This is a genomic window from Pseudomonas maumuensis, assembly GCF_019139675.1.
Taxonomy (GTDB): domain Bacteria; phylum Pseudomonadota; class Gammaproteobacteria; order Pseudomonadales; family Pseudomonadaceae; genus Aquipseudomonas; species Aquipseudomonas maumuensis.
The window spans coordinates 4,708,414-4,735,365 of the sequence record NZ_CP077077.1; the positions used below are offsets into that span (position 1 = coordinate 4,708,414).

Genomic DNA, 26,952 nt, shown 5'->3' on the forward strand with positions numbered 1-26,952 from the left:
GCCACTGGGTCTGCTGCGCAGACCATCGCCGGCAAGCCGGCTCCCACAGGAGGCGAGGTGCCCCTGCGATCTACCAGGTAACGCCGAACCCGGCGGTATAGCGGGTCTTGTCCAGGTCGCTGTCGCTGGTGCCCTTGATCAGGTCCTTCTCCGCCTTGAGGTTGAGCGAGGCCCACTCGGTGACCTTGTAGCGCAGGCCCATCTCGGCATCCAGTGAGTAGTCGGCCACGCCGCCCAGCGGCTTGCCGAATTCGCCATTGGTGAAGAACTCGACCTTCTTGCCGATCAGGTAACGGTTGTAGTCCCACTTCACCGCGGCGGAATAGAAATTGTCCTTGCCACCGTCGCGGTACTCGAAGTCGGTGCGGTTGATCAGCGAACCCAGCGAGAACGCGCCGAGCTCGTCATCCCAGAACTGATAGCCCGGGCCGGTACCGACGGTACGCTGGCGGGCCAGATCCTCGATATGGTCACGCTTGTATTCCAGGCGCCCCTGCCAGAACCACTTCTCGGTGATGAAGCGGTCCAGCGCGTACTCGGCGCTCCAGTTGTTGGTGGTGGTGACGTCGTCCTTGGTCTCGCGGTTGTATTCGCCTTCGGCGTTGTGCCGCCAGCGGCCATGGCGGGCGGTGGTCTTGAAGCTGACGTCATAGTCGTCGGTGTTGTTCTCGGCGCGCTTGTAGTCCATCGCCACATCGACGTTGCCCTTCCACAGGAAATCCTCCAGCACCGGACGCGGCTTCATGATCTGCTCGATGCTGGCCAGCTCGACGGTCTTCGGTGCCTCGCCGTTGGCCAGGGTCACCTTGCCGGGTTCGGCGGCCTTCAGCGCCTTGGCCTTCTCGCCGCTGTAGGCGTCTTGCTTGACCAGCAGTTCCTGATCGCTTTCCAGCGTCTTTACCTGCTTCCAGTCCAGGGCGATCGACCCGCCGTAGGGGGTTTCCAGCAGCAGCTTGCCGCCGTCGAAGACCTTGATCTTGCCGCTCAGGCGGTCACCGTTCTTCATCCACACGGTGTCGGCGAGCACGGGCGTGCAAAGGGACGCAGCGATAAGGCACAGCAGGGTTCTAGAAGACATAAGCGCAATATGGGTTCGATTCGACGAAAAAGCCGGGCATTATCCAGATACCGACAACCTGAGCAAGGACAGACCCATCCCATGCCGATGAGTTCCACTCGCATTTGTCGCCCCCTTCTGTCCGGTTTCATCTACAGCACAGGGATCCTCTGATGTCCGCAATCGATCCGCAAGCTGCCCAGGATGTAGAAGCCCGACGAATGGCGCTGTATTCCGTCCTCGGCCAGGTGCCGTCGGGAAAGGTTGTCAGCTACGGGCAACTGGCCGAGCTTGCAGGCCTTGGCCGCGCGGCGCGCTGGGTCGGGCGCACACTTTCGCAGCTACCCCAGGACACCCGCCTGCCCTGGCACCGGGTACTGGGCGCGGGTGGCAGGCTGAGCCTGGCCCTGGGCACGCCGTCGGGCGACGAACAACGCGCCCGGCTGCGCGCAGAAGGCGTGAATGTGGCCAATAATCGTGTGGATATGGCGCGCCATGGCTGGCGTCCGATGGAGCACAGCGGTTAGAGTGCGCGCTTTGTTTTCGCAAACCTTGAGGCAGATGTTGGCCCATGCCCCGTAAAACCTGGCGCGCTGCGCTCGCTGCCTATGCCAGCCCGTCAACTTTGGTGCTTTTGCTGCTCGGATTCGCCGCCGGCCTGCCGTACATGCTGGTGTTCTCGACGCTGTCGGTGTGGCTGCGCGAGGCCGGCGTGGCCCGCGAGACCATCGGCTATGCCAGCCTGATCGGCCTCGCCTACGCGTTCAAATGGGTCTGGTCGCCGCTGCTCGACCAGTGGCGCCTGCCGCTGCTCGGCGGCATGGGCCGGCGCCGTTCGTGGCTGCTGCTGTCGCAGCTGCTGGTGGTACTCGGGCTGGTCGGCATGGGCTTCTGCGACCCGCAGAAACACCTGTCGTGGCTGGTCGCCCTGGCAGTGCTGGTGGCCTTCGCCTCGGCGACCCAGGACATCGCCGTCGACGCCTACCGCCTGGAAATCGCCGATGACCAACGCCAGGCAGCGCTGGCTGCCAGCTACATGGCCGGCTACCGGGTCGCTGCCCTGCTTGCCACCGCCGGTGCGCTGTTCTTCGCCGAGTGGTTCGGCTCCACCGGTTTCAGCTACCTGCACGAAGCCTGGACCGGTACCTACGTACTGTTCGGCGTGCTGATGCTGCCTGCGGTGTTCACCACCCTGGTGATGCGTGAGCCCCCGGTACCACTGCGCACCCAGCTGTCGGCCGCGCGCTATGGCTTGATGCACCAGCTGGCGTCGGTGTTCGTGCTGATCATCCTGCTGGTCTCGGTGCCGGCCAGTTTCACCCAGATGTTCAACACCGATTGGGGCAGCGTGGCGTTCGGCGATGCGACCATGCTCGACCTGCTGCTCGAAGACCGTGCCTTCCTGCGCCTGATCCTCTATGTGCTGCTGACCTGGGCGTGCCTGTCGTCCCTCGGTCGTCGCGGCCTGGCGCCGGTGCTCACGCCGGTCAACGACTTCATCGTGCGCTATCGCTGGCAGGCCCTGCTGCTGCTCGGGCTGATCGCCACCTACCGCATGTCCGATACGGTGATGGGCGTGATGGCCAACGTGTTCTACATCGACATGGGCTTCACCAAGGACCAGATCGCCAGCGTCAGCAAGATCTTCGGCCTGATCATGACCCTGGTCGGCGCCGGCGCCGGCGGCCTGCTTATCGTGCGCTTCGGCATCCTGCCGATCCTGTTCATCGGCGGCGCTGCCTCCGCAGCCACCAACATCCTGTTCCTGATGCTGGCCGACATGGGCCCGAACCTGGAAATGCTGGTGGTCACCATCTCGCTGGACAACTTCAGTTCGGGGCTCGCCACCTCGGCCTTCGTCGCCTACCTGTCGAGCCTGACCAACCTGAAGTTCTCGGCCACCCAGTACGCCCTGCTCAGCTCGATCATGCTGCTGCTGCCGCGCCTGATTGGTGGCTACTCCGGGGTCATGGTAGAGAAATTCGGCTATCACGACTTCTTCCTGGTCACCGCCCTGCTGGGCGTACCGACACTGATACTGATCGCCCTGCATTGGCGCCAGGAAATCGGTCGGGGAAAGCCGGCGCCGGTGGAAAGCCCGGCGGCTGAACAACACTAGGCCATTACCGGCCTTTATCGCGGGGCAAATCGCATCGGTGCGCCGATACGACTTGCCCCGCGATGTTTCTACTGCGTCACAGCTCCTTCCCCGGAGCGCCCGCCCACCACGAACCACAACGGCCACAGCGCCAACGCACCCGCCACGCCCGCCGCCAGGGCGAAGTGCATCAGGCTGGCACCAGCCCCCAGCATCGCCAGCACCGCGCCGCCCAGGCCCAGCAAGGCGATGGTGATCATCCCCAGCATCGCCGATACCAGGCCCTTGCTCTGCTCGCTGGAGAACAGCGTCATGCGGTACAGCACCGCGTTGGCCACGCCCAGGCCCAGCGCGTACAGCGACATGCCGGCCACCACACTGGTCACCGTCGGCCAGAACCAGGTGGCCACGACCATCAGCGACAGGCCCGCCAGGTAAGGCCACAGGGCGCCGCGCACCAAGGACGGCAGCGGGTAGCGATCAGCGATGCGGTTGATGATCAGGTTGCCCAGGATCAGCCCGCCGAACACCGGCAATTGCCACAGCGCGTATTCCATCGTGCTCAGGCCTTCGTCATGGATCAGCAGCACCGGCGACAGCCCGATCCAGCCGATCAGCGGCAAGCCCACCAGCCCCAGCGCCGCGCTGCCGGCGACGAAGCGCCGGTTGCCCAGCAACTGAGCGTAACCTGCCAGCAAGGGCAACAGGTGGATCGGCGTGAACGGCAGGCGCGAACCGTCGCGACGCTCCACGCCCAGCGTTTCCGGCATCAGCCGATAGAGCAGCAGCCAGCACAGCACCGCGCCAGCGGCGAAGGCCACGAACAGCCAGCGCCAATCCAGCCACTGCAGCATCAAGGTGCCCACCAGCGGACCGAGCAGCGGCGACAGCAGCGCAATGTTGGCCAGCAAGGCCATCATGCGCACGGCGTCGGCCTCACTGAACGCCTCGTTGAGCGCCGGGTAGCTGACCGTGACCACGAAGCCCAGGCCGATGCCTTGCATCAGACGCAGCAGGTTGAACAGGCCGATGTCCTGCACCCAGAAGGTCGCAAGGCAGGCCAACCCGAAGAAAATACAGCCGCTCAGCAGCAACGGGCGCCGACCATAGCGGTCGGCCAACGGGCCGATCAGCCACTGCAGCAGCACCCCACCCAGCAGGTAGAGGTTGAGGGCATGGGGAATGTATTCGGGGCTGGCCTGGAGATCGCCGACCACGACCGGCATGGCGGGCATGACCGCATCACTGGCCAGGTAGGTCAATAGTTCGAACAGCGCCAGGGTCAGGCCGAACAGCAGGGCGCGCAATGGGGTGATATACAGCAGAGGTTTCATGGCGGACATCGGGTTGGTAGGCAGGATCAGGGTGTATGCCAGATATGGCAGCACCTGGCTGTGAACAAGTGTAAAAAACAGGGCCGCTTCGCGCCCCATCGCCGGCAAGCCGGCTCCCACAGGGTCAATGGTCAACCCGTGGGAGCCGGCTTGCCGGCGATGGGGCGCGAGGCGGCCCCGATTTCGCGGACGCTTACTGTTACGCCACGGTCTCCTGCACCACGCGAATCACCCGCTGCGGAAACGGAATATCGATCCCTTCAGCCTTTAGCCGGTCGCGGGCATGCTCGTTGAGCATGAACATCACGTCCCAGTAGTCGGCGGTCTTGGTCCAGATGCGCAGCGACACGGTGATCGAGCTGTCACCCAAGGTCGAAATCACCGCCTGCGGCGCCGGATCCTGCAGTACGCGCGGATCCTGGGCCAGCTCCAGCAGCACATTGCGCGCCTTCTGCAGGTCGGCCTCGTAGTCCACGCCCACGTCGAACACCACCTTGCGCGTCGGCTGGCGGTTGGTGTTGGTGATGATGCCGTTGGACAGGCTGCCGTTAGGCATGATCACGGTCTTGTTGTCGCCGGTGCGCAGCACGGTGTGGAAGATCTGGATGCTGTCCACGGTGCCACTGACACCCTGGGCCTCGATCCAGTCACCGATACGGAACGGGCGGAACATCAGGATCAGCACACCGCCGGCGAAGTTCGCCAGGCTGCCTTGCAAGGCCAGGCCGATGGCAAGGCCGGCGGCACCGATGGCGGCGACGAACGAGGTGGTCTCGATACCGATCATCGACGCCACGCTGACCATCAGCAGCACCTTCAGCACGATGTTGGCCAGGGTGCTGATAAAGCCCTGCAGCGCGGCGTCGGCACGCAGGCCCACCAGCTTGCCAAGACGGGCACTGAGCTTGTTGATGATCCACCAGCCGATGGCCAGGGTGAGCAGTGCCAGCAACAGGCGGCTGCCGTATTCCATGATCAACGGAACCCAGGTCTGCGATTGGCGGACGAGCTGATCGACTTCAGCGTTCAAATCCATGTTTATCTCCTGATGCCGAACGGCAAGTACACAGTGAAGCGGGCAGCGCAAAGCCAGCGGCCCGGACCCCGATGGACATCAATGCGCCATCAAGGTTCCGGGCCGCCGTGCGATCAATCGCGGAAGTTGTTGAACTGCAGCGGCATGTCGAATTCTTTGGTGCGCAGCAGAGCAATGGCCTCCTGGAGGTCATCGCGCTTCTTGCCGGTGACGCGAACCTGCTCGCCCTGGATGGCGGCCTGGACCTTGAGCTTGCCGTCCTTGATGGTGGCGACGATCTTCTTGGCCAGGTCCTTGTCGATGCCTTCGCGGAACTTGGCTTCCTGCTTCTTCTCCTTGCCCGAAGGGTAGGGATCCTTGGTTTCCAGGCATTTGACATCGATCTTGCGCTTGACCAGCGCCAGGCGCAGGATTTCCAGCATGGCCTCGAGCTGGAACTCCTCCTCGGCGGTCAGCAGGACGGTCTGCTCTTTGTCCTTGAACTCGAAGGTGCCCTTGCCCTTCAAGTCGTAGCGACGGTCGAGGTCCTTGATGGCGTTGTCGACAGCGTTCTGCACTTCGTGCTTGTCCAGTTCCGATACCACGTCGAACGAAGGCATGGTTGATCTCCAGAAAAAAAAGCGCGCTCGGCCTGAAGATGGAGCGCGTCGGGTTTGATGGTTAAAATGCGGACTCATTATAACGGGTTGCGAAACGCAGATGAGCAGCACCTGGCATATTCTCGGCGCCGGCAGCCTCGGCAGCCTGTGGGCCTGCCGCCTGGCCCGCGCCGGCAAGGCGGTCCGTTTGATCCTGCGCGACCAGCAGCGTCTGGCCGCCTACGAACGCAAGGGTGGACTGACCCTGGTGGAACAGGATGCCCAGCACCACTATGCAATCCCCGCTGAAACGTTTGACGCGCCCGGCCCGATCCATCGTCTACTGGTCGCCTGCAAGGCCTACGACGCGGCACCTGCCGTGGCGCGTCTGGCCCCCAGGCTGGCCCAGGGCGCCGAGCTGATACTGCTGCAGAACGGCCTGGGCAGCCAGGACGAGGTTGCCGAACAGGTGCCCCACGCCCGCTGCATCTTCGCCTCCAGCACCGAGGGCGCATTCCGCGAAGCCGACTGGCAGGTGCGCTTTGCCGGCCACGGCTTCAACTGGCTGGGTGATCCGGCCAGCCCCGGCATGCCGTCCTGGTTCGACGACCTGCACGACGCCGGCATACCGGCCCAGTGGGCGCTCGACATCCCTGCTCGCCTGTGGCGAAAACTGGCGCTCAATTGTGCGATCAACCCGCTGACGGTACTGCACGACTGCCAGAATGGCGGCCTGCTCGGGCACCTGACCGAAGTCGATTCGCTGTGCGACGAACTGGTCAACCTGCTGCACCGTTGCGGCCAGCCCGAAGCGGCCAGCGACCTGCACGAGGAAGTACAGCGGGTGATCCTGGCCACCGCGGCCAACTACTCTTCCATGTACCAGGATGTCCGCCATGGCCGGCGCACCGAGGTCCACTACCTGCTCGGCCACGCCTGCCGCGCCGCTGGCCGACACGGCTTGGCAGTGCCGCAACTGGAACACCTGCACCGGCGCCTGGTCGATAACCTGCAGGCGCGTGGCCTGCGCAGCGACTGATCCTGCCCATTCATCGGAAACGGACACCCTCAGACCCATGACCCTGCGTCAACGCCTGGAAAACCTCCCGGTCGGGCAAAAGCTGCTGGCGGCCCTGCTGGTGCTGCTGGTGACCATCCTGCTGGTGGCCAACCTCGCCTTCATCAGCGCAGCCTACTGGATCACCCAGGAGAGCATGGCGCCTCAGGCCCTGCAGACCATCGGCAAGCTGGTGTCCAATCCGCAGTTGTCGGCCCGCGCCGGCGACACGCCGGAAACCGCCACCGCGCTGCTCAAGGAACTCGACAGCTATACGCCTCTGCGCGCCGCGGCGATCTATGGCGGCGATGGACGTCTGCTGGCGCAACTGCAGCACGGCGACCCACTGACCCTGCCCAAGCGCTACCGCAACATCGACGGCTGGCGCCTGATGGAGTTTCGCAGCACCCAGCTGATCCGCCTGCCACGCAACGCCGCGCCCCCAGCACACCTGCTGCTGGTGGCCAGCAGTGAACTGCCCACGGCGTTCTACACCGGCACCCTCTCCGCCAGCCTGGCGATCCTGGTGTTCAGCGTGCTGCTATGGCTGCTCATCGCCAGGCAGATCAAGCGCCTGATCACCCTGCCGATCAACCGCCTCGAAGAACTGACCCGCCAGGTCACCCGCGAGGAAAGCTATGCCCTGCGCGCCCAGCGCGGCAACGACGACGAAATCGGCGGCCTGGCCGAAGCGTTCAACACCATGCTGTCGCGCATCGAAGCCCGCGAACAGCAGCTCAAGCGCACCCGTGACGAGTTCCAGGATGCCTACGACCAGGCCCAGGGCCTGGCCGAGGAAACCCGCCATACCAACCGCAAGCTGGAACTGGAAGTCCAGGTGCGCAGCAAGATCGAGAAAAAGCTCACCGGTTTCCAGAACTACCTCAACAGCATCATCGACTCGATGCCCTCGGCGCTGATCGCCCTCGACGAACAGCTCTACGTCACCCAGTGGAACCACGAGGCCACGGTGCTCTCCGGGACCCCGCTGGACGAAGCGCTGAACCAGCCGATCTTCCTTGCCTTCGAGCCGCTCAAGCCGTTCCTGCCGCAGCTCAAGGAAAGCGTGGAGAAGCACCGGGTCGCCAAGATCGAGCGCGTCACCTGGCCCAAGGGCGAAGACCTGCGCCACTACGCGCTGACCTTCTACCCACTGATGGGCGGTGGCGGACGCGGGGTGGTGATCCGTATCGACGACATCACCCAGCGCCTGTCACTGGAAGAAATGATGGTGCAGTCCGAGAAGATGCTCTCGGTCGGCGGCCTGGCCGCCGGCATGGCCCACGAGATCAACAACCCGCTGGGCGCGATCCTGCACAACGTGCAGAACATCCGCCGCCGCCTGTCGCCGGACCTGCCGCGCAACCAGGAGCAGGCCAGCGAGCTGGGCATCGACCTGCCGGCCGTCAATCGCTACCTGGACAGCCGCGAGGTGCCACAGTTGCTCGACGGCATCCAGCAAGCCGGCGCACGGGCCGCGAAGATCGTCACCCACATGCTCAGCTTCAGCCGCCGCAGCAACCGTCAACTCGCCCCTTGCGACCTGCCGGCGTTGATCGACCAGGCGGTCGAGATCGCCGGCAACGACTTCGACCTGGCCATCGGCTTCGACTTCAAGGGCCAGGCCATCGTCCGCCAGTTCGACCCACAGCTGGGGCCGGTGCCCTGCACCGCCAACGAACTGGAGCAGGTGCTGCTGAACCTGCTGAAGAACGCCGCCCAGGCCATCCACCAGCGCCCGCAACCCAGCGAGCCCGGGCGTATCACCTTGCGCACCCGGCTCAACCCGCCCTGGGCGGAAATCCAGGTCGAGGACAACGGCGTCGGCATGCCCGAGACGGTGCGCAAGCGCACCTTCGAGCCGTTCTTCACCACCAAGGAGATCGGCCAGGGCACCGGCCTGGGCCTGTCGGTGTCGTACTTCATCATCACCAACAACCACAAGGGGCAGATGGAGGTACAGTCCACCCCCGGCCAGGGCACCTGCTTCACCCTGCGCCTGCCCCTGAACCAGGCCCAACCGGCCCCCCTGAACACGGAGACATGACATGGGCTATCGCCTGTCGAAGATCTATACACGCACCGGCGACAAAGGTGAAACCGGCCTGGGCGACGGGCGCCGGGTGCCCAAGGACCATCCGCGCGTCGAGGCGATCGGCGAGGTCGACAGCCTCAACAGCCAGCTCGGCGTGTTGCTGGCGGGTCTGGCCGAGGCAGGGCTGGGCGAGCTGATCGAAGTGCTGGCGCCTTGTCAGCATCGGCTGTTCGACCTGGGGGGCGAGTTGGCGATGCCCACTTACCAGGCGCTGAACAGCGTTGAAGTGGAGCGCCTGGAGGCTGCGATAGACCGCTGGAACGACGAGTTGGGGCCACTGAAGAACTTCATCCTGCCGGGTGGGTCGGCACTGGTGGCCCAGGCGCATGTGTGCCGCAGCCAGGCGCGGGCGGCGGAGCGGCGGTGTCAGCAGTTGAATGCCATTGAGCCGCTGGAAGGGGTGGGGTTGGCGTACATCAACCGGCTGTCGGACCTGTTGTTCGTGGCAGCGCGGATCATTGGGCGACGGCAAGGCATTGCTGAAATACTTTGGCAGGCGGCCGAGAAGCCTCAGGGCTGAAGTCGCCGGGGCTGCTTTGCAGCCCTTTCGCCGCGGTTCGTCGCCACGACAAGCCGGCTCCCACAGTTACATCGCCGACCTTCGCTCAGTGGCGAACCTGTGGGAGCCGGCTTGCCGGCGAAAGGACCGCAAAGCGGTCCCTCTCACGAGTGACTCAAATCTCGGGCCAGAACGCCCGAATCCCCGCCACGCCCTGAGCACCGGCATCCCACGCCTGTTCCCGCTCACCCGGCCCGACCCCACCCAACAGGAACACCGGGCGGCTGATCGTGCCGATCAAGCGCTGCGCCTCATCCCAACCGAGCGGTGTGGCATCCGGATGAGTCTGGGTCGCCTGCACTGGCGACAGGGTGACGAAGTCCACCCCCATCTGCTCGGCCAATGCCAGCTCCTCGGCACTGTGGCAGGACGCCGCCAGCCAGCGCTCCTTCGGGAATGGCCGGCCCTTGGCCGCGTACTTGCGCAACTGCGCGGCGGTCAGGTGCCAGCCGGCCGACGGGAAGTCGCCCAGCCATTCCAGCGGCCCCTTGAGCATCAGTTGCGCCTTGCCTGCGCACAGGCCAACCGCGTCCACCGCCACATCGCGGTACTTCGGGTCGTACATGTCCGGTGCGCGTAGCTGGATCAGCCTGATACCGCTGGCCACGGCCTTCTGGATACCCTTGAGCAACTCAGGCACTTCCAGGCCGTCCGGGGTGATCAGGTATTGATCGGGCAAACGCGCGGCGGCGACGATCGGCTTGTTGGCCTCGGGGAACGCATACTGCCCCAGGTCACGCGGCGCCACCCAGGCCAAAGGCTGGCCCTCTGCCCCGTGAGGTTCGCCGGTAAAGGCATTCACCTCACGCACATCGAGCAACACCTGCTTGTCCGGGTAATCGTGGCTGACCTTGATCAGCGGGCGCGAGCTCGTGACCTCAATGCCCAGCTCCTCACGCAGCTCACGGGCCAGCGCCGCCTCGACGCCCTCCCCCGCTTCTACCTTGCCGCCGGGGAACTCCCACAAGCCGCCTTGATGCTGAGTATCCGCACGACGGGCGATCAGGATGCGACCATCGGCACCGCGGATGACCGCGGCCACTACATGAATCCGTTTCACCCTTCACGCTCCGCCAGGCCCGCCCGCTGCCAGGCCTGGAAGGCCGGCCACTGGTAGATGGTTTCGATATAGGCGGCGGCCTCGGCCGGCACCTCGACGCGGTAGCTGCGCAGGCGCACGGCCACCGGGGCGAAGAAGGCATCGGCCAGGGTCGGCCGGCCAAACAGGAACGGGCCGCTATCCTTGGCCACCAGGCGGCACTCGGACCATAGGGCGACGATGCGGTCGATGTCGACCTGCACATCCAGCGGCACGCTTTCCAGCGCCTGGTCGCGGGACAGGTCGAACGGCATGGCGCCGCGCAGGGCGAAGAAGCCGCTGTGCATCTGGGCACAGGCCGAACGGGCCTGGGCGCGAGCGGCGATGTCTTCCGGCCACAGGCATGCTTGCGGGTGCTGCTCGTTGAGGTATTCGGCGATGGCCAGGGAATCGGCGATCACGCCATGCTCGGTCTTGAGCAGCGGCACCTTACCGGTGGCAGAGAACGCCAGCAGACGCTGACGGGTATCGGGCTGGTTGAGTTTGATCAGGGTTTCTTCGTAGGACACGCCGGCCAGGTCGAGGGCCAGGGCGCCGCGTAGCGACCAGGAGGAATACAGCTTGTCGCCGATGATCAGGTGATAGCTCATGGTTCGGCTCCATAGAATTCGGGATATTGGGGCTGCTGTGCAGCCCCTATGACATCAGGTGCGGTATTCGGCGTTGATCTTCACGTACTCGTGGGACAGGTCGGTGGTCCAGATGGTTTCGCTGCACTGGCCACGGCCGAGGTCGATGCGGATGGTGATCTCTTCCTGGGCCATCACCGCCGAGCCCTGCGCCTCGGTGTAGCTCGGGCTGCGCCCGCCTTTGCTGGCGATGCACACGCTGTCCAGATACACGTCGATCAGGCTGACATCCAGCTCGGGCACGCCGGCGCGACCGACAGCTGCGAGAATGCGGCCCCAGTTGGGGTCGGAGGCGAACAGCGCGGTCTTGATCAACGGCGAGTGAGCCACTGCATAGCCGACGTCCAGGCACTCCTGGTGGTTGCCACCACCGTTGACCTGCACGGTGACGAACTTGGTGGCACCTTCGCCGTCACGGACGATGGCCTGCGCCACTTCCATGCACACTTCGAACACCGCCTTCTTCAGCGCTTCGAACAGCGCGCCGCTGGCCTCGGTCACTTCCGGCACATCGGCCTTGCCGGTGGCGATCAGCATGCAGCAGTCGTTGGTCGAGGTGTCGCCGTCGATGGTGATGCGGTTGAACGACTTGTTGGCGCCGTCGAGCATCAGGTCCTTCAACACCGCCGGGGCGACCTTGGCGTCGGTGGCGATGTAGCCGAGCATGGTGGCCATGTTCGGGCGGATCATCCCCGCGCCCTTGCTGATACCGGTGACGGTGATGGTCTTGCCGTCGAACTGGAACTGACGGCTGGCGCCCTTGGGCAGGGTGTCAGTGGTCATGATGCCGGTGGCGGCTTCGGCCCAGTTGTTTTCCGACAGGTTGTCCAGGGCGGCCTGCAGCGCGCCCTCGATCTTCTCGACCGGCAGCGGCTCGCCAATCACGCCAGTGGAGAACGGCAGGACCGACTCGGCCGGCACGCCGGCCAGTTCGGCCAGCTTGGCGCAGGTGCGCTCGGCGGCGGCCAGGCCCGGTGCGCCGGTGCCGGCGTTGGCGTTGCCGGTGTTGGTCAGCAGGTAACGCACGGTGCCCTGCACGCGCTGCTTGGAGAGGATCACCGGGGCCGCGCAGAAGGCGTTGAGGGTGAACACGCCGGCGACGCTGGAGCCTTCGGCGCAGCGCATCACCACCACATCCTTGCGCCCTGGGCGCTTGATGCCCGCCGAGGCGATACCGAGTTCGAAACCGGGAACCGGGTGCAGGGTGGGCAGGGGACCAAGACCAACAGCCATTAGAGCGCTCCTAGATAAATCGGTTGAGAACAAAAAGCGGGGCCGCAAAGCGGCCCCGGATGTGTCACGTTACTGCAGGTGGTTCAGATCATTCAATCTGACCATGGCAATGCTTGAATTTCTTGCCCGAGCCACACCAGCAAGGCTCGTTACGGCCCAGCTTCATGTCGTTGCGCACAGGGGCCGATGCGACGGCGACTTCAGCGCCCTCCTCGGCCAGTTGCTCGCCTTCCAGGCCAGGTGCGGCGGCGTGCTGGAACTGCATGCGGCTGGCCAGTTCCTCGGCCTCGCGGCGCAGACGGGCTTCCTCCTCGACCGGGTCTTCGCGACGGACCTGAACGTGCGACAGCACGCGGATGGTGTCGCGCTTGATCGACTCGAGCAGTTCCTGGAACAGGGTGAAGGATTCGCGCTTGTACTCCTGCTTCGGGTTCTTCTGCGCATAGCCGCGCAGGTGGATACCGTGGCGCAGGTGGTCCATGGTCGACAGGTGGTCTTTCCACAGGTCGTCCAGCACGCGCAGCAAAATCTGCTTCTCGAAGGTGCGCAGGGCGTCGATGCCGGCCTGGTCTTCCTTCTCGTTGTAGGCGTCGGTGATTGCCTTGAGCAGCTTCTCGCGCAGGGTCTCCTCGTAGAGGTGATCGTCCTCGTCGAGCCACTGCTGGATCGGCAGCTTCATGGCGAAGTCGCTGGACAGCGAGGCCTCCAGGCCGGCCACGTCCCACTGCTCGGGCAGCGACTGCGGCGGAATGTGCTGGCTGATGGTGGCATCGAGCACTTCCTGGCGGAACTCGGCGATGGTGTCGCCAATGTTTTCAGCCGCCAGCAGGCTGTTGCGCATGTGGTAGATCACCTTGCGCTGTTCGTTGGCCACGTCGTCGTATTCGAGCAGCTGCTTACGAATGTCGAAGTTGCGACCCTCGACCTTGCGCTGCGCCTTCTCGATGGCGTTGGTCACCATGCGGTGCTCGATGGCCTCGCCGGACTGCATGCCCAGGGCCTTCATGAAGTTCTTCACCCGGTCGGAGGCGAAGATGCGCATCAGGCTGTCTTCCAGCGACAGGTAGAAGCGGCTCGAGCCGGCATCGCCCTGACGGCCGGCACGGCCACGCAGCTGGTTGTCGATACGGCGCGATTCGTGGCGCTCGGAAGCGATCACGTGCAGGCCACCGGCCTCCAGCACCTGCTGGTGACGCTTCTGCCAGTCGGCCTTGATCTGGGCGATCTGCTCGGCGCTCGGGTTTTCCAGGGCGGCGACTTCGGCCTCCCAGTTACCGCCCAGCAGGATGTCGGTACCACGACCGGCCATGTTGGTGGCGATGGTCAGGGCGCCCGGCGCACCGGCTTGCGCGATGATCTCGGCTTCTTTCTCGTGGTACTTGGCGTTCAGGACCTTGTGGTCGATACCTTCCTTCTTGAGCAGGTTGGACATGTGCTCGGAGGTTTCGATGGTCGCGGTGCCGACCAGGACAGGACGGCCCTGGGCCATGCTTTCCTTGATGTCGGCGATGATCGCCGCGTACTTCTCGTCGGCGGTCAGGTACACCAGGTCGTTGAAGTCCTTGCGCGCCAACGGCTTGTTCGGCGGAATGACCATCACGTTGAGCGCATAGATCTGCGCGAACTCAAACGCCTCGGTGTCGGCGGTACCGGTCATGCCGGACAGCTTGGTGTACAGGCGGAAGTAGTTCTGGAAGGTGGTCGAGGCCAGGGTCTGGCTCTCGGCCTGGATGTTCAGGTTTTCCTTGGCCTCGATGGCCTGGTGCAGGCCTTCGGACAGGCGACGGCCCGGCATGGTGCGGCCGGTGTGCTCGTCGATCAGGAGGATCTGGCCGTCCTGGACGATGTACTCGACGTTGCGGTGGAACAGCTTGTGCGCACGCAAGCCAGCGTAGACGTGGGTCAGCAGGCCCAGGTTGTGCGCGGAGTACAGGCTCTCGCCCTCGGCCAGCAGGCCGGATTGGGTGAGCATGTCCTCGATGAACTGGTGGCCGGCCTCGTTCAGTTCGACCTGGCGGCTCTTCTCGTCGATGCTGTAGTGACCCTCTTGGGTCACCTGGCCTTCGACTTCCTCGATGTGCTGGGTCAGGCGCGGGATCAGGCGGTTGATCTCGATGTACAGCTTGGAGCTGTCCTCGGCCTGGCCGGAGATGATCAGCGGGGTACGCGCTTCGTCGATGAGGATCGAGTCGACTTCGTCGATCACCGCGAAGTTCAGTTCACGCTGGAACTTCTCATCCTGGCTGAACGCCATGTTGTCGCGCAGGTAGTCGAAACCGAATTCGTTGTTGGTGCCGTAGGTGATGTCCGCGGCGTAGGCGGCGCGTTTCTCTTCCGGCGGCTGGAAGGCCGAGACGATGCCCACGGTCAGGCCGAGGAACTCGTACAGCGGGCGCATCCAGTTGGCGTCGCGGCGGGCCAGATAGTCGTTCACCGTGACCACATGCACGCCCTTGCCGGACAGCGCGTTGAGGTAGACGGCCAGGGTACCGACCAAGGTCTTGCCTTCACCGGTACGCATTTCTGCGATCATGCCTTCGTGCAAGGTCATGCCGCCGATCAGCTGGACATCGAAGTGACGCATGCCCATCACGCGCTTGCCGGCCTCGCGGGCCACGGCGAAGGCTTCGGGCAATAGCTGGTCGAGGGTCTCGCCTTTGGCCAGGCGCTCTTTGAACTCTGCGGTCTTGCCCCGCAGCTGCTCGTCGGAGAGGGCCACCATCTTCTCTTCGAAGGCATTGACGGTGCTCACCGTCTTGAGCATGCGCTTGATTTCACGCTCGTTCTTGCTTCCAAAAAGTTTTTTTAACAAAGGCGCAAACATATCGGCAGGATCTTCCACACGTAGGGATGGAGGGCGGCCCCATGAGTCGCCCGTGCAGCCCAGAGGCCGCATGCGAACGAGCATTCTACCCGGAAACGATGGTGAGGAAAGTGGTGGATTTCCACGATGCTGGCACAGCGCTTTTAGGGGGCCTGACTAACATAGGGGCTTTTTCGCCAAGTTCAAGGTGGCGAAAGATGAAACGTATCGAGAATGACTTGCATCAAAGTACTGGAACATCGGCTGCCTTTTCGGGCGCTGTAGCCGGTGCCGGCAACGCATCTGTTAGACTGCCGGTCTTGTAACCAACTGCGTATTCCATGGCCTACAAACCAACCCCTGCCCGCCTACCGGCCGAACTGCTGCGCAAAGCCCGCCCACTGCGCCTGCTGCTCAACCAGGCCGAGCGCATCGAGCATCTGCAGCGCCTGCTCGAAAGCCAGCTGCAACCCGCCGCCCGCGAGCATTGCCATGTAGCGTCCTGGAAGGAAGGGACCTTGTTGCTGGTGGTTACCGACGGCCATTGGGCCACCCGCCTGCGCTACCAGCAGAAGCGCCTGCAACGACAGCTCCAGGCCATGGAAGCCTTCGCCAACCTCAGCCGCATCCAGTTCAAGGTACAGCCGCCGCTGGTGCCGGCCAGGCGTGAAGGTCATGGGCCTGAACTGTCGAGCAATGCCGCCGAGAGCATTCGTGGTTCCGCCGAGGGGATCAACGATCCCAAGCTGCGCGCCGCCCTGGAACGCCTGGCCGCGCATGCGCAGGGCAAAGGTAACAACTGAGGCGCTCGAGCCTGCCCACGGGTTGCCACCTGTTCCTCAACGGCACCAGGCCAACTCCGCGCCATAAAAAAGGCCACCCGAAGGTGGCCTCAATCACTAGAGAGAGTGTTCGAACTTACACAGCCGCAACAGGGCGCATGTACGAGATCGGTGCCGTGCTGGCATCTTCGAAGGTGACCACTTCCCAGGCGTCGGTTTCCGCGATCAGCTTGCGCAGCAGCTGGTTGTTCAGCGCGTGTCCGGACTTGTAGCCCTTGAACTCGCCGATCAGGCTGTTGCCCAGCAGGTACAGATCGCCGATGGCGTCGAGGATCTTGTGCTTGACGAATTCGTCATCGGAACGAAGGCCGTCTTCGTTGAGCACACCGGTTTCGTCGACGACGATGGCGTTCTCGACACTGCCGCCCAGCGCAAGGTTGTGCTTGCGCAGGTACTCGATGTCACGCATGAAACCGAAGGTACGGGCACGGCTGACTTCCTTCACGAACGAGGTGCTCGAGAAGTCGACGACCGCGCTTTGGGTCTGGCCCTTGAGGACCGGGTGATCGAAGTCGATCTCGAAGCTCACCTTGAACCCGTCGAAGGGCAGGAAAGTGGCGCGCTTGTCGCCCTCTTCCACTGTCACTTCACGCAGGATGCGGATGAACTTCTTCGGTGCGTCCTGTTCTTCCAGGCCGGCCGATTGGATCAGGAATACGAAGGGTCCGGCACTGCCATCCATGATCGGCACTTCCGAGGCGGAGAGCTCGACGTAGGCGTTATCGATGCCCAGGCCCGCCATGGCGGAGAGCAGGTGCTCGACCGTATCGACTTTGACGTCACCGTTGACCAGCGTGGTGGACATGGTGGTCTCGCCGACGTTGGCCGCGCGCGCCGGGATTTCGACCACAGGGTCGAGGTCGGCGCGACGGAAGACGATGCCGGTGTCGACAGGCGCAGGCTTGAGGGTCAGGTAGACCTTCTCCCCGGAGTGCAGGCCGACACCTGTGGCACGGATGGTATTCTTCAGGGTGCGTTGTCTAATCATGGCATTGGCCGCTTCAGCGCAAATTGCGAACAGGTATCAACAAAGGCTGGGGATGATAACAGACCCGGCCTTTGCTGAACACCAATCACCCTTATACCCCTGATAAATTCCATTAATCGGCCTGACGACGCAGGAACGCCGGGATATCCAGGTAGTCCAGATCATCCTGAGGGTTGAGTTTAGCGGCTGCCGCAGCACCTGCATGGGCCTGGTTGCGCATCACGGTCGGACGCTCCAGGTCACGGTAGTTGACGGCCGACTGCTCCTGGCGAACCGGGGCCGGATTGGAAGCCTCGTACGCCTGCTGGGCGGTCTGCAGGGTGTTGTCGACCACCTTGACCGGTTTCTCGATGCGCGCGCCCAGGCCGGTGGCCACGACGGTCACGTGCAGCTCGTCGCGCATGTCCGGGTCGATCACGGTGCCGACCTTGACCATCGCGTGGTCGGAGGCGAAGGCCTCGATGATGCTACCCACGTCGGAGTACTCGCCCAGCGACAGGTCAGGCCCTGCGGTGATGTTCACCAGGATGCCGCGGGCGCCCTGCAGGTTGACGTCTTCGAGCAACGGGTTGCGGATCGCCGCCTCGGTGGCTTCGCGAGCACGGTTCGGGCCGCTGGCGCAGCCGGTCCCCATCATCGCCATGCCCATCTCACCCATCACGGTGCGCACGTCGGCGAAGTCGACGTTGATCATGCCCGGACGCTTGATGATGTCCGAGATGCCGCGCACGGCGCCGGCCAGCACGTCGTCGGCCTTGGCGAAGGCGGACAAGAGGCTTGCATCCTTGCCCAGGATGGTCAGCAGCTTCTCGTTGGGGATGGTGATCAGCGAGTCGACGCTTTCAGCCAGCATGCGGATGCCTTCGTCGGCGATCTGCATGCGCTTGCGGCCTTCGAACGGGAACGGACGGGTCACCACCGCAACGGTGAGGATGCCCATTTCCTTGGCCACTTCGGCGATGATCGGCGCTGCGCCGGTACCGGTACCGCCACCCATGCCGGTGGTGATGAACACCATGTTGGTGCCCTGCAGCACTTCGGCGATGCGCTCACGGTCTTCCAGCGCGGCCTGACGGCCGACTTCCGGATTGGCGCCAGCACCCAGGCCCTTGGTCACACCGGTGCCCAGTTGCAGGATGGTGCGCGCGCCGATGTTTTTCAGCGCCTGAGCATCGGTGTTGGCGCAGATGAATTCCACGCCCTCGATGCTGCTCTTGACCATGTGGTTGACGGCGTTGCCGCCGCCACCGCCGACGCCGATCACCTTGATGACCGGACTTTGCGGGACGTTGTCTACGAGCTCGAACATTTTCCCTCTCCTTACAGTTCTCTAGTTGTCGCGCCTACCACTACTGCTTTGAAACTCAGAAGTTGCTCTGGACCCAACGCTTGAGTCGCTCAAGCACTGGACCCTTGGGTTCATCGCCATAGCTGTTGTTGCTGCTGTTGCTGTTGCTGATACCGGTCAGGGACAGGTCCTCGGACTGCTTCTGCAGGCCGTAGGTGAGCAGACCCACGCCGGTGGAATAGATCGGGTTGCGGACCACGTCGCTCAGCCCGCGGACGCTGTGCGGCACGCCCAGGCGTACCGGCATGTGGAAGATTTCCTCAGCCAGTTCCACGGCACCTTCCATCTTCGCGGTGCCGCCGGTGAGGACGATGCCGGCCGGAACCAAGTCCTCGTAGCCGCTGCGGCGCAGCTCGGCCTGGATCAGGGTGAACAGCTCGTCGTAACGAGGCTCCACCACTTCGGCCAGGGCCTGGCGCGACAGCTCGCGCGGCGGGCGATCACCCACGCTCGGCACCTTGATGGTCTCGCCGGCACCGGCCAACTTGGCCAGGGCGCAGGCGTAACGGATCTTGATTTCCTCGGCGTACTGCGTGGGGGTGCGCAGGGCCATGGCGATGTCGTTGGTGACCTGGTCGCCGGCGATCGGGATCACCGCGGTGTGACGGATCGCGCCTTCGGTGAAGATGGCGATGTCGGTGGTGCCACCACCGATGTCCACCAGGCACACGCCCAGCTCTTTCTCGTCGTCGGTCAGCACCGAGTAGGCCGAGGCCAGTTGCTCGAGGATGATGTCGTCGATTTCCAGGCCACAGCGGCGCACGCATTTTTCGATGTTCTGCGCCGCGTTCACCGCGCAGGTAACCACGTGGACCTTGGCTTCCAGGCGCACGCCCGACATGCCCAGGGGCTCGCGCACGCCTTCCTGGTTGTCGATCACGTAGTCCTGCGGCAGGGTGTGCAGCACCCGCTGGTCGGCCGGGATGGCCACGGCCTGGGCTGCGTCGAGCACGCGCTCGAGGTCGGCGGTGCTGACTTCGCGGTCGCGGATGGCGACGATGCCGTGGGAGTTCAGGCTGCGGATATGGTTGCCGGCAACACCGACGAACGCCGAATGGATGCGGCAGCCGGCCATCAGTTGGGCCTCTTCGACGGCGCGCTGGATCGACTGCACGGTCGATTCGATGTTCACCACCACGCCCTTCTTCAGGCCGCGTGACGGATGGGTGCCGATGCCGACGATCTCCAGGGTACCGTCCTCGCCGACTTCACCCACCAGCGCCACCACCTTGGAGGTGCCGATGTCCAGCCCGACGATCATTTTGCCGCTATGCGCGTTTGCCATGGTCCTGCCTCTCTCTAATTCTTCGCAACGGCGGGTTGGGCCGTCGTCGGTGCATTCGGTTCCCGCCAACCAACGGCAAGTCCGTTGGAATAACGCAGATCGATGCGGGCGATATTGGTGATCTGGTCTTTAAGCGATTTGTCGTAAATGGCAATGAAACGGCGCATCTTCTCCACCAGATGGTCGCGCCCCAGCAGCAGCTCGATGCCTGGGCCGGCGCTACCCGCGCCAGTGGTCAGGAACCAGCTGCCTCGCTCGCGCAGCTCCAGGCGAGCGATGGAAAAGCCCATGGGGCGCAGCATCTGGCTCAATACCTGATACTGCTGCATGACTTGTTGCTGAGCGCGCTGCGGCCCGAACAGCTGCGGCAGGTGCTCGTAGTTGGCCAGTTCGCGCGGGGTGAAGGCCTGGCCCTGGTTGTTGAGCAAGGCCTCGTCACCCCAGCGCGCCACCGGCAACTGTTCTTCCAGGCGGATCACCACCTCGTCCGGCCACACCCGGCGCACTTCGGCGTGGGCGATCCAGGGCATCTGCTCGAGCTCGACGCGCATCGCCGCGAGGTCGACGGTGAAGAAGCTCGCCGCCACGTAGGGCGCGATCCGCTGTTGCACCGATTGCTGGCTGATGTAGCTGAGGTCGCCCTGCACGTCGATCTTGGTGATCGGCCGGTCGGCGTAGGGCATCAGGCGAATGGCACCCTCATAGGCGCCAAAGCCGGCGGCCACCAGCAACACCGGCCACAGCAGACGCTTGAGGCCGCCGAAGCTTGGCCGCGGCAGGCGCGCCGATACGGGCTCGTCGGCCACCAGTCGGCTGGCACCACGCGGTACCGGCTTGCTACGGCCGGTAACGGGTGGCTGCTGACGTATCATCGCGCCTTGCATGGCTATTAACCTCTCGTCGCTACGCTGTCGGCCAGGATCGCCAGCACCAGCTGCTGGAAGTCCAGGCCGGCGGCACGGGCCGCCATGGGCACCAGGCTATGGTCGGTCATGCCCGGTGCGGTGTTGACCTCGAGCAGCCAGAAACGGCCCTGCTCGTCCTGCATCACGTCCAGACGGCCCCAGCCCTCGATGCCAACGGCATCGCAGGCGCGCGCGGTAAGGTCGATCAGCTCCTGCTCCTTGACGCTGTCCAGGCCGCACGGGATGCGGTACTGGGTGTCATTGGCGATGTACTTGGCGTCGTAGTCGTAGAACACGTGCGGCGTGCCCAGCGCGATCGGCGGCAGCACCTGGCCACGCAGCACGGCGATGGTGAATTCCGGGCCGTGGATCCATTGCTCGACCAGGACTTGCGAATCGTAGTTGGCGGCGTCTTTCCAGGCGGCGACCAGCTCTTGCTCGCTGTTCACCTTGGCCATGCCGATGCTCGAACCTTCATGGGCTGGTTTGACGATCAACGGGAAGCCCAGTTCCGCACTGGCGGCCACGCAATCCTGCTCGCTGGCCAGCACGGCGTGACGCGGCGTGGGGATACCCAGGCTCTGCCACACCTGCTTGGTGCGCAGCTTGTCCATGGCCAGCGCCGAGGCGAGGATGCCACTGCCGGTGTAGGGAATCCCCAGGCACTCGAGCAGGCCCTGCATGCTGCCGTCCTCACCGCCACGGCCGTGGAGGATGATGAAGGCGCGGTCGATCTTCTCGCTCTGCAGGCGGGTCAGCAGGTCGTCGCCGACGTCGATGGCGACTACGTCGACACCAGCGTTGGTCAGCGCCTCGATCACTGCCTTGCCCGACTTCAGGGAAACCTCACGCTCGGCACTCTTGCCTCCGTACAGCACGGCGACGCGGCCAAAGGCCTTGACGTCCAGGGTCGAGTGCAACTTGTCGTAGGCGCTGGTCATTTCGACTTCTCCTGCTTGGCGCCTGCGAACAGCGGGCTTTTCATCAATTGCGGGGCCAGGCCGCCGACATCGCCGGCACCCTGGCAGATCAGGATGTCGCCGGCACGCAGCAGCGGCTTGACCAGCGGCGCGAGCTCGGCGCCGCGTTCGATGTAGATCGGGTCGAGCTTGCCGCGCTGGCGGATGCTGTGGCACAGCTGGCGGCTGTCGGCGCCGGGGATCGGCTCTTCGCCGGCCGGGTAGACCTCCATCAGCAGCAGCACGTTGGCATCGCCCAGCACCTGCACGAAATCGTCGTACAGGTCGCGGGTGCGGCTATAGCGGTGCGGCTGGTAGACGATCACCAGGCGGCGGCTCGGCCAACCGCCACGCACGGCCTTGATCACCGCGGCGACCTCGGTCGGGTGGTGGCCATAGTCGTCGACCAGCATCACGCTGCCACCCTCGACCGGCAGTTCGCCGTATACCTGGAAGCGTCGACCGACGCCCTGGAAGCCGGACAGGCCCTGGACGATGGCCTCGTCGCTGATGCCTTCGTCGGTGGCGATGGCGATGGTCGCCAAAGCGTTGAGCACGTTGTGGTTCCCCGGCATGTTTACCGACACTTCCAGCGGCTCGCAGTCACGGCGCAGCACGGTGAAGTGGGTCTGCATGCCCTGCTGGCGCACGTTGATGGCGCGGATGTCGGCCTCTTCGCTGAAGCCGTAGGTGACCGTCGGGCGCTTGACCTGCGGCAGGATCTCGCGCACCACCGGGTCGTCCAGGCACATCACCGCCAGCCCATAGAACGGCAGGTTGTGCAGGAACTCGACGAAGGTCTTCTTCAGCTTGTTGAAGTCGCCTTCGTAGGTGGCCATGTGGTCGGCGTCGATATTGGTGACCACGGCGACCATCGGCTGCAGGTGCAGGAAGCTGGCGTCGCTCTCGTCGGCTTCGGCGATCAGGTAACGGCTGGTGCCCAACTGCGCGTTGGTCCCCGCCGCAGTCAGACGACCACCGATGACGAAGGTCGGGTCCAGGCCACCGGCGGCGAACACCGAGGCCAGCAGGCTGGTGGTGGTCGTCTTGCCGTGGGTACCGGCCACCGCCACACCATGGCGATAGCGCATCAGCTCGGCGAGCATCTCGGCACGCGGCACCACGGGGATACGGCGCTCCAGTGCGGTGGCGACTTCCGGGTTGGCCGGATTGATCGCGCTGGACACCACCAGCACATCGGCGTTGGCGGCGTTCTCGGCGCGGTGGCCGACGAAGATCTCGGCGCCGAACGACTCAAGGCGCTCGGTGACCGGCGACACCTTGAGGTCGGAACCGGACACTTCATAGCCGAGGTTCAGCAGCACTTCGGCGATGCCGCACATGCCCACGCCGCCGATACCGACGAAGTGGATGCGACGGATACGGCCCATCTTCGGATGCGGCATGGCTTTCTGGCTCTCAACCATGGGCCACCTCCAGGCAGATATCCACCACGGTGCTGGTTGCGGCAGGTTTGGCCAGGCGGCGGGCGGTGCCGGCCATGGCGTTGAGTTTCTCGGGTTGCATCAGCACCTCGTTCAGGCGTTCAGCGAGCTGCGCTGCGCCAGTAGTCGCTTGTGGCATCAGGAAGGCGGCGCCTTCACGTGCCAGGTATTGGGCGTTGTGGGTCTGGTGGTCGTCGATGGCATGGGGCAAGGGCACCAGCATCGAGGGCAGGCCCGCCGCCGCAAGTTCGCTTACGGTCAGGGCGCCGGCCCGGCACACCACCATATCGGCCCAGCCATAGGCATGGGCCATGTCCTTGATGAACGGTTCGACCTGGGCCTCGACACCCGCCTCGTGATAACGCTCGGCGGTGACGGGGGCATGGTTTCTCCCAGCCTGGTGGAACACCTCGGGGCGCAGGTTTTCCGGCACTTCGGACAGGGCCTTAGGCAACAATTTGTTCAATGGTTCCGCACCCAGGCTACCGCCCATGACCAGCAGCCGCGCACGGCGCTCGGCCAAGGGCGCGCGCGCCGCGTCCATGAACAGCTCCGGGCGCACCGGATTGCCGGTGGTGCGCAGCTTGTCGCTGGCGGCAAAGGTGTCCGGGAAGGCTTCGCATACCCGCGCAGCCAACGGCAGCAGCAGGCGATTGGTAGTGCCGGCGCGGGCATTCTGCTCGTGGATCACCAGCGGCACCCCGCACAACCGGGCGGCGACGCCGCCCGGGCCGGTCACATAGCCACCAAAACCGATCACGCAGACCGGCTTGAGCTCACGGACGATGCGCCGCGCCTGCAGCACGGCCTTGACCAGGGTGAACGGCGCCTTGAGCAGCGACAGCTTGCCCTTGCCGCGCAGGCCGGTGACCTGGATCAGGTGCAGCGGCAGACCGGCCTGGGGCACCAGGTCGTTCTCGATGCCACGCGGAGTACCCAACCAATGCACGCTGTAGCCGCGCGCCTGGAACTCGCGGGCACAGGCCAGGGCCGGGAACACGTGGCCCCCGGTGCCACCGGCCATGATCAGGACGTTCTTGCCGTCAGCGGCCATGGCTGGTCTCCTCGGCAAAATCGCTCTCCTTGAATTCGTGTTCCTCGCTGCCCAGATGGGTGCGGCTCTCCCACTCGATGCGTAAAAGCAGCCCGACACAGGCGCAACAGATCACCAGGGAGCTGCCCCCGTAGCTGAGGAACGGCAGGGTCAGGCCCTTGGTCGGCAGCAGGCCGACGTTCACGCCGATGTTGATCAGGAACTGGCCGATCCACAGGAATGACAGGCCAAAGGCCATGTAGGCGGCGAAGAACTGCTTGGCCTTCTCGGCCCACAGGCCGATGTACAGGGCACGCACGGTGATGAACACGAACAGCGCGATGGTCAGCAGCGAGCCGACCACCCCCAGCTCTTCGGCCAGTACCGAGAACACGAAGTCGGTGTGCGCCTCGGGCAGGTAGAACTGCTTCTGCACGCTGTTGCCCAGGCCCACGCCCAACCATTCGCCACGCCCGAAGGCGATCAGCGCCTGGGTCAGCTGGTAGCCGGAGCCGAACTGGTCGCTCCAGGGGTCGGTGAAGGTGATCAGCCGCGCCATCCGGTAAGGCTGGGCCTGGACCAGCACCACCACCGATATGACCGCCAGCACCACCATCAGCGAGAAGCGGAACAGCCCCACCCCGCCGAGGAACAGCATGGCCGCCGCAGCGCCCATCATCACTACCGTGGCGCCGAAGTCCGGCTCCATCAGCAGCAGGCCGGCCATTGGCAGCAGCACGATGAACGGTTTGAAGAAGCCCATCCAGCTCTCGCGCACCTCGGTCTGGCGACGCACCAGGTAGCCGGCGAGATAGATGACCACGAAGACCTTGGCGATCTCCGACGGCTGGACGTTGAAGAAGCTGAAACCGATCCAGCGCATCGACCCGTTCACCTCGCGGCCGATACCGGGCACCAGCACCAGCACCAACAGGCCGAAGGCACCGATCAGCATCATGAAGCCCATGCGCTGCCAGGTGGCGATCGGCACCAGCATGGTCATCAGCCCGGCGCCCAGGCCAAGGGTGACGTACACCAGGTGGCGGAACATGTGGTACAGCGGGTTGCCCGACTGCACCGCAGCCACTTCGGAGGAGGCCGAGGTGATCATCACCAGGCCCAGGCCGAGCAGCGCCAGGCAACCGGCCAGCAGCGGGAAGTCGAGGTCGATGCCACGGCCGCTGATCAGCGGCGACGGGTAAGGCTTGAGGATGCCGAAGATCATGCCAGCCCCTCCGCTGCCTGGGCGAACAGGCGCCCGCGTTCTTCGAAGTTCTTGAACATGTCGAGGCTGGCGCAGGCCGGCGACAGCAGCACCGCGTCACCGGCGCGGGCCAGCTCGGCGCAACGCTGCACGGCCTCATCGAGGGTCTGCACAGGCACCAGTTGCACGGCGTCCTTCAGGGTTTCGGCCAAGCGTGCGGCATCGCGGCCGATCAGCACCACGGCGCGGCAATGCTGCGCCACCGGGGTACGCAAGGCCGCAAAATCGGCGCCCTTGCCATCGCCGCCGGCGATCAGCACCAGTTTGCCCTCGATATCGGCACCCAGGCCTTCGATGGCCGCCAGCGCGGCACCGACGTTGGTGGCCTTGGAATCGTCGTACCAGTTCACGCCGCTGCGCTCGCGCACCCACTGGCAACGGTGGGCCAGGCCCTTGAATTCGCGCAGGGCTTCGAGCATTGGCTCGAAGGGCAGGCCGACGGCGTGGCCGAGAGCCAAGGCGGCCAAGGCATTGCTCTGGTTATGGGCGCCGCGAATCTTCAGCTCGCGCACCGGCATGAGGGTCTGGAACTCGAACGCCAGGTATTTCTCGCCATCCACTTCACGCAGGCCGAAGGCCTTGAAGTCCGGTGCGTTGAGGCCAAAGGTCCAGCTCGGCCGGCCTTCGACCGGCAACGGACGACTCAGGGCATCCTGACGGTTGACCACCACCTGGCGGGCGCCGCGGAAGATCCGGTGCTTGGCCAGGTGATAGGCCGGCAGGCCGCTGTAGCGGTCCATGTGGTCTTCGCTGATGTTCAGTACGGTGGCCACTTCGGCGTTGAGTTGGTCGGTGGTCTCCAGCTGGAAGCTCGACAACTCCAGGACGTACAGCTCGACGTCGTTGGCCAGCAGGTCGAGGGCCGGCGTGCCGAGGTTGCCACCGACTGCCACACGTTTGCCTGCCTTGGCGGCCATTTCGCCGACCAGGGTGGTCACGGTGCTCTTGGCGTTGGAGCCGCTGATAGCGATGATCGGCGCCTTGGCGTGGCGGGCGAACAGCTCGATGTCGCCGGACAGCTTGACGCCGCGCGCGGCGGCCTGCTGCAGGGCAGGCGTGGCCAGGGCCAGGCCGGGGCTCACGTACAGCTCGTTGGCTCGGCACAGGAAGTCCACGTCCAGCTCGCCACAGCGCACTTCCACCTGCGGGTAATCACGGCGCAGGGTGTCCAGTTCCGGCGGTTGCTCACGGGTGTCGGCGACCGCAAAGGCAATGCCCCGGCTCGCCAGGAAGCGAACCAGGGACATGCCGCTCTTGCCGAGGCCGACAACGATGCGGAATTGGTCGGAAGCGATCAGTGACACG

General features: G+C 64.6%; 23 protein-coding genes. 6 read left to right on the top strand and 17 right to left on the bottom strand.

Annotated elements, in window-relative coordinates; genetic code table 11:
* Positions 1–70: 70 nt before the first annotated feature.
* Complete coding sequence (locus tag KSS90_RS21035) at positions 71–1,078, bottom strand: DUF481 domain-containing protein (protein ID WP_217867125.1); 1,008 nt, start codon at positions 1,076–1,078, stop codon at positions 71–73.
* 152 nt (positions 1,079–1,230) lie between these two features.
* Between KSS90_RS21035 and KSS90_RS21040 the strand changes: the two genes are divergently transcribed.
* Entirely contained in the window at positions 1,231–1,584 is a 354-nt protein-coding gene (locus tag KSS90_RS21040) for an MGMT family protein (RefSeq protein ID WP_217867126.1), read from the top strand.
* A 44-nt stretch (positions 1,585–1,628) separates the two neighbouring features.
* Positions 1,629–3,176, top strand: a complete 1,548-nt coding sequence (locus KSS90_RS21045) for an AmpG family muropeptide MFS transporter (RefSeq protein WP_217867127.1) — start codon at positions 1,629–1,631, stop codon at positions 3,174–3,176.
* Between the two features lie 68 nt (positions 3,177–3,244).
* Here KSS90_RS21045 and KSS90_RS21050 read toward each other — a convergent pair whose 3' ends face one another.
* The 3 genes from KSS90_RS21050 to KSS90_RS21060 form a co-directional block, all read right to left on the bottom strand.
* Positions 3,245–4,489 carry an MFS transporter gene (locus tag KSS90_RS21050; RefSeq protein WP_217867128.1) on the bottom strand — a complete coding sequence of 415 codons (1,245 nt, stop codon included), beginning with the start codon at positions 4,487–4,489 and terminating at the stop codon, positions 3,245–3,247.
* Between the two features lie 199 nt (positions 4,490–4,688).
* A complete protein-coding gene (locus tag KSS90_RS21055) occupies positions 4,689–5,525 on the bottom strand; it encodes a mechanosensitive ion channel family protein (protein ID WP_217867129.1) in 837 nt (278 codons plus the stop codon).
* Between the two features lie 113 nt (positions 5,526–5,638).
* Complete coding sequence (locus KSS90_RS21060; protein ID WP_186661546.1) at positions 5,639–6,124, bottom strand: YajQ family cyclic di-GMP-binding protein; 486 nt, start codon at positions 6,122–6,124, stop codon at positions 5,639–5,641.
* Between the two features lie 100 nt (positions 6,125–6,224).
* Here KSS90_RS21060 and KSS90_RS21065 point away from each other — a divergent pair, with 100 nt between their 5' ends.
* The 3 genes from KSS90_RS21065 to KSS90_RS21075 are packed head-to-tail and all read left to right on the top strand — an operon-like array spanning position 6,225 to position 9,775.
* Positions 6,225–7,142: a putative 2-dehydropantoate 2-reductase gene (locus KSS90_RS21065; protein WP_217867130.1), complete on the top strand. Its 918-nt coding sequence runs from the start codon at positions 6,225–6,227 to the stop codon at positions 7,140–7,142.
* 37 nt (positions 7,143–7,179) lie between these two features.
* Complete coding sequence (locus KSS90_RS21070; RefSeq protein WP_217867131.1) at positions 7,180–9,207, top strand: sensor histidine kinase; 2,028 nt, start codon at positions 7,180–7,182, stop codon at positions 9,205–9,207.
* A gap of 1 nt (position 9,208) precedes the next feature.
* Positions 9,209–9,775 carry a cob(I)yrinic acid a,c-diamide adenosyltransferase gene (locus tag KSS90_RS21075; RefSeq protein WP_217867132.1) on the top strand — a complete coding sequence of 189 codons (567 nt, stop codon included), beginning with the start codon at positions 9,209–9,211 and terminating at the stop codon, positions 9,773–9,775.
* Between the two features lie 154 nt (positions 9,776–9,929).
* On the opposite strand, the gene KSS90_RS21080 is transcribed toward KSS90_RS21075, so the two are convergent.
* From KSS90_RS21080 to secA, 4 genes are all read right to left on the bottom strand, one after another.
* Positions 9,930–10,874, bottom strand: coding sequence for a Nudix family hydrolase (locus KSS90_RS21080; RefSeq protein WP_217867133.1), 945 nt, complete (start codon positions 10,872–10,874; stop codon positions 9,930–9,932).
* Positions 10,871–11,503 carry a glutathione S-transferase family protein gene (locus KSS90_RS21085; protein ID WP_217867134.1) on the bottom strand — a complete coding sequence of 211 codons (633 nt, stop codon included), beginning with the start codon at positions 11,501–11,503 and terminating at the stop codon, positions 10,871–10,873. Before KSS90_RS21085 ends, KSS90_RS21080 begins: the two co-directional genes overlap by 4 nt.
* A gap of 54 nt (positions 11,504–11,557) precedes the next feature.
* Positions 11,558–12,775 (bottom strand): bifunctional glutamate N-acetyltransferase/amino-acid acetyltransferase ArgJ, encoded by a 1,218-nt coding sequence (argJ, locus tag KSS90_RS21090; protein WP_217867135.1) that lies wholly within the window; start codon positions 12,773–12,775, stop codon positions 11,558–11,560.
* Between the two features lie 88 nt (positions 12,776–12,863).
* Positions 12,864–15,599 carry a preprotein translocase subunit SecA gene (secA, locus tag KSS90_RS21095; RefSeq protein ID WP_217867136.1) on the bottom strand — a complete coding sequence of 912 codons (2,736 nt, stop codon included), beginning with the start codon at positions 15,597–15,599 and terminating at the stop codon, positions 12,864–12,866.
* Between the two features lie 320 nt (positions 15,600–15,919).
* On the opposite strand from secA, the gene KSS90_RS21100 reads away from it, so the two are divergent.
* Positions 15,920–16,381, top strand: a complete 462-nt coding sequence (locus KSS90_RS21100; protein WP_217867137.1) for a DUF721 domain-containing protein — start codon at positions 15,920–15,922, stop codon at positions 16,379–16,381.
* A 115-nt stretch (positions 16,382–16,496) separates the two neighbouring features.
* Here the strand turns inward: KSS90_RS21100 and lpxC are convergent, their stop codons facing one another.
* The 9 genes from lpxC to murD all read right to left on the bottom strand — a co-directional run bounded on the left by lpxC (position 16,497) and on the right by murD (position 26,951).
* Positions 16,497–17,408, bottom strand: a complete 912-nt coding sequence (lpxC, locus tag KSS90_RS21105) for a UDP-3-O-acyl-N-acetylglucosamine deacetylase (protein WP_023629817.1) — start codon at positions 17,406–17,408, stop codon at positions 16,497–16,499.
* A 112-nt stretch (positions 17,409–17,520) separates the two neighbouring features.
* Entirely contained in the window at positions 17,521–18,717 is a 1,197-nt protein-coding gene (gene ftsZ / locus KSS90_RS21110; protein ID WP_016395521.1) for a cell division protein FtsZ, read from the bottom strand.
* 55 nt (positions 18,718–18,772) lie between these two features.
* The gene (ftsA, locus tag KSS90_RS21115; protein WP_094010215.1) at positions 18,773–20,041 is read right to left on the bottom strand and encodes a cell division protein FtsA; all 1,269 of its coding nucleotides are present in this window, start codon (positions 20,039–20,041) and stop codon (positions 18,773–18,775) included.
* 14 nt (positions 20,042–20,055) lie between these two features.
* Complete coding sequence (locus tag KSS90_RS21120) at positions 20,056–20,925, bottom strand: cell division protein FtsQ/DivIB (protein WP_217867138.1); 870 nt, start codon at positions 20,923–20,925, stop codon at positions 20,056–20,058.
* Positions 20,926–20,930: 5 nt separating this feature from the next.
* Positions 20,931–21,887, bottom strand: coding sequence for a D-alanine--D-alanine ligase (locus KSS90_RS21125; protein WP_046857006.1), 957 nt, complete (start codon positions 21,885–21,887; stop codon positions 20,931–20,933).
* A complete protein-coding gene (gene murC / locus KSS90_RS21130) occupies positions 21,884–23,332 on the bottom strand; it encodes a UDP-N-acetylmuramate--L-alanine ligase (RefSeq protein WP_217867139.1) in 1,449 nt (482 codons plus the stop codon). The genes KSS90_RS21125 and murC overlap by 4 nt, the downstream gene beginning before the upstream one ends.
* Positions 23,325–24,404: an undecaprenyldiphospho-muramoylpentapeptide beta-N-acetylglucosaminyltransferase gene (gene murG, locus KSS90_RS21135; RefSeq protein ID WP_217867140.1), complete on the bottom strand. Its 1,080-nt coding sequence runs from the start codon at positions 24,402–24,404 to the stop codon at positions 23,325–23,327. The genes murC and murG overlap by 8 nt, the downstream gene beginning before the upstream one ends.
* On the bottom strand, positions 24,394–25,608 hold the full coding sequence (gene ftsW / locus KSS90_RS21140; RefSeq protein ID WP_023632511.1) for a putative lipid II flippase FtsW: 1,215 nt from the start codon (positions 25,606–25,608) through the stop codon (positions 24,394–24,396). Before ftsW ends, murG begins: the two co-directional genes overlap by 11 nt.
* The gene (gene murD, locus KSS90_RS21145) at positions 25,605–26,951 is read right to left on the bottom strand and encodes a UDP-N-acetylmuramoyl-L-alanine--D-glutamate ligase (RefSeq protein ID WP_217867141.1); all 1,347 of its coding nucleotides are present in this window, start codon (positions 26,949–26,951) and stop codon (positions 25,605–25,607) included. The genes ftsW and murD overlap by 4 nt, the downstream gene beginning before the upstream one ends.
* Position 26,952: the final 1 nt, after the last annotated feature.

What these genes read in the sequence shown, in the direction of transcription:
- KSS90_RS21035 (WP_217867125.1), bottom strand. Translation starts at nt 1,078, where the DNA reads ATGTCTTCTAGAACCCTGCTGTGCCTTATCGCTGCGTCCCTTTGCACG.
- KSS90_RS21040 (WP_217867126.1), top strand. Translation starts at nt 1,231, where the DNA reads ATGTCCGCAATCGATCCGCAAGCTGCCCAGGATGTAGAAGCCCGACGA.
- KSS90_RS21045 (WP_217867127.1), top strand. Translation starts at nt 1,629, where the DNA reads ATGCCCCGTAAAACCTGGCGCGCTGCGCTCGCTGCCTATGCCAGCCCG.
- KSS90_RS21050 (WP_217867128.1), bottom strand. Translation starts at nt 4,489, where the DNA reads ATGAAACCTCTGCTGTATATCACCCCATTGCGCGCCCTGCTGTTCGGC.
- KSS90_RS21055 (WP_217867129.1), bottom strand. Translation starts at nt 5,525, where the DNA reads ATGGATTTGAACGCTGAAGTCGATCAGCTCGTCCGCCAATCGCAGACC.
- KSS90_RS21060 (WP_186661546.1), bottom strand. Translation starts at nt 6,124, where the DNA reads ATGCCTTCGTTCGACGTGGTATCGGAACTGGACAAGCACGAAGTGCAG.
- KSS90_RS21065 (WP_217867130.1), top strand. Translation starts at nt 6,225, where the DNA reads ATGAGCAGCACCTGGCATATTCTCGGCGCCGGCAGCCTCGGCAGCCTG.
- KSS90_RS21070 (WP_217867131.1), top strand. Translation starts at nt 7,180, where the DNA reads ATGACCCTGCGTCAACGCCTGGAAAACCTCCCGGTCGGGCAAAAGCTG.
- KSS90_RS21075 (WP_217867132.1), top strand. Translation starts at nt 9,209, where the DNA reads ATGGGCTATCGCCTGTCGAAGATCTATACACGCACCGGCGACAAAGGT.
- KSS90_RS21085 (WP_217867134.1), bottom strand. Translation starts at nt 11,503, where the DNA reads ATGAGCTATCACCTGATCATCGGCGACAAGCTGTATTCCTCCTGGTCG.
- argJ (WP_217867135.1), bottom strand. Translation starts at nt 12,775, where the DNA reads ATGGCTGTTGGTCTTGGTCCCCTGCCCACCCTGCACCCGGTTCCCGGT.
- secA (WP_217867136.1), bottom strand. Translation starts at nt 15,599, where the DNA reads ATGTTTGCGCCTTTGTTAAAAAAACTTTTTGGAAGCAAGAACGAGCGT.
- KSS90_RS21100 (WP_217867137.1), top strand. Translation starts at nt 15,920, where the DNA reads ATGGCCTACAAACCAACCCCTGCCCGCCTACCGGCCGAACTGCTGCGC.
- lpxC (WP_023629817.1), bottom strand. Translation starts at nt 17,408, where the DNA reads ATGATTAGACAACGCACCCTGAAGAATACCATCCGTGCCACAGGTGTC.
- ftsZ (WP_016395521.1), bottom strand. Translation starts at nt 18,717, where the DNA reads ATGTTCGAGCTCGTAGACAACGTCCCGCAAAGTCCGGTCATCAAGGTG.
- ftsA (WP_094010215.1), bottom strand. Translation starts at nt 20,041, where the DNA reads ATGGCAAACGCGCATAGCGGCAAAATGATCGTCGGGCTGGACATCGGC.
- KSS90_RS21120 (WP_217867138.1), bottom strand. Translation starts at nt 20,925, where the DNA reads ATGCAAGGCGCGATGATACGTCAGCAGCCACCCGTTACCGGCCGTAGC.
- KSS90_RS21125 (WP_046857006.1), bottom strand. Translation starts at nt 21,887, where the DNA reads ATGACCAGCGCCTACGACAAGTTGCACTCGACCCTGGACGTCAAGGCC.
- murC (WP_217867139.1), bottom strand. Translation starts at nt 23,332, where the DNA reads ATGGTTGAGAGCCAGAAAGCCATGCCGCATCCGAAGATGGGCCGTATC.
- murG (WP_217867140.1), bottom strand. Translation starts at nt 24,404, where the DNA reads ATGGCCGCTGACGGCAAGAACGTCCTGATCATGGCCGGTGGCACCGGG.
- ftsW (WP_023632511.1), bottom strand. Translation starts at nt 25,608, where the DNA reads ATGATCTTCGGCATCCTCAAGCCTTACCCGTCGCCGCTGATCAGCGGC.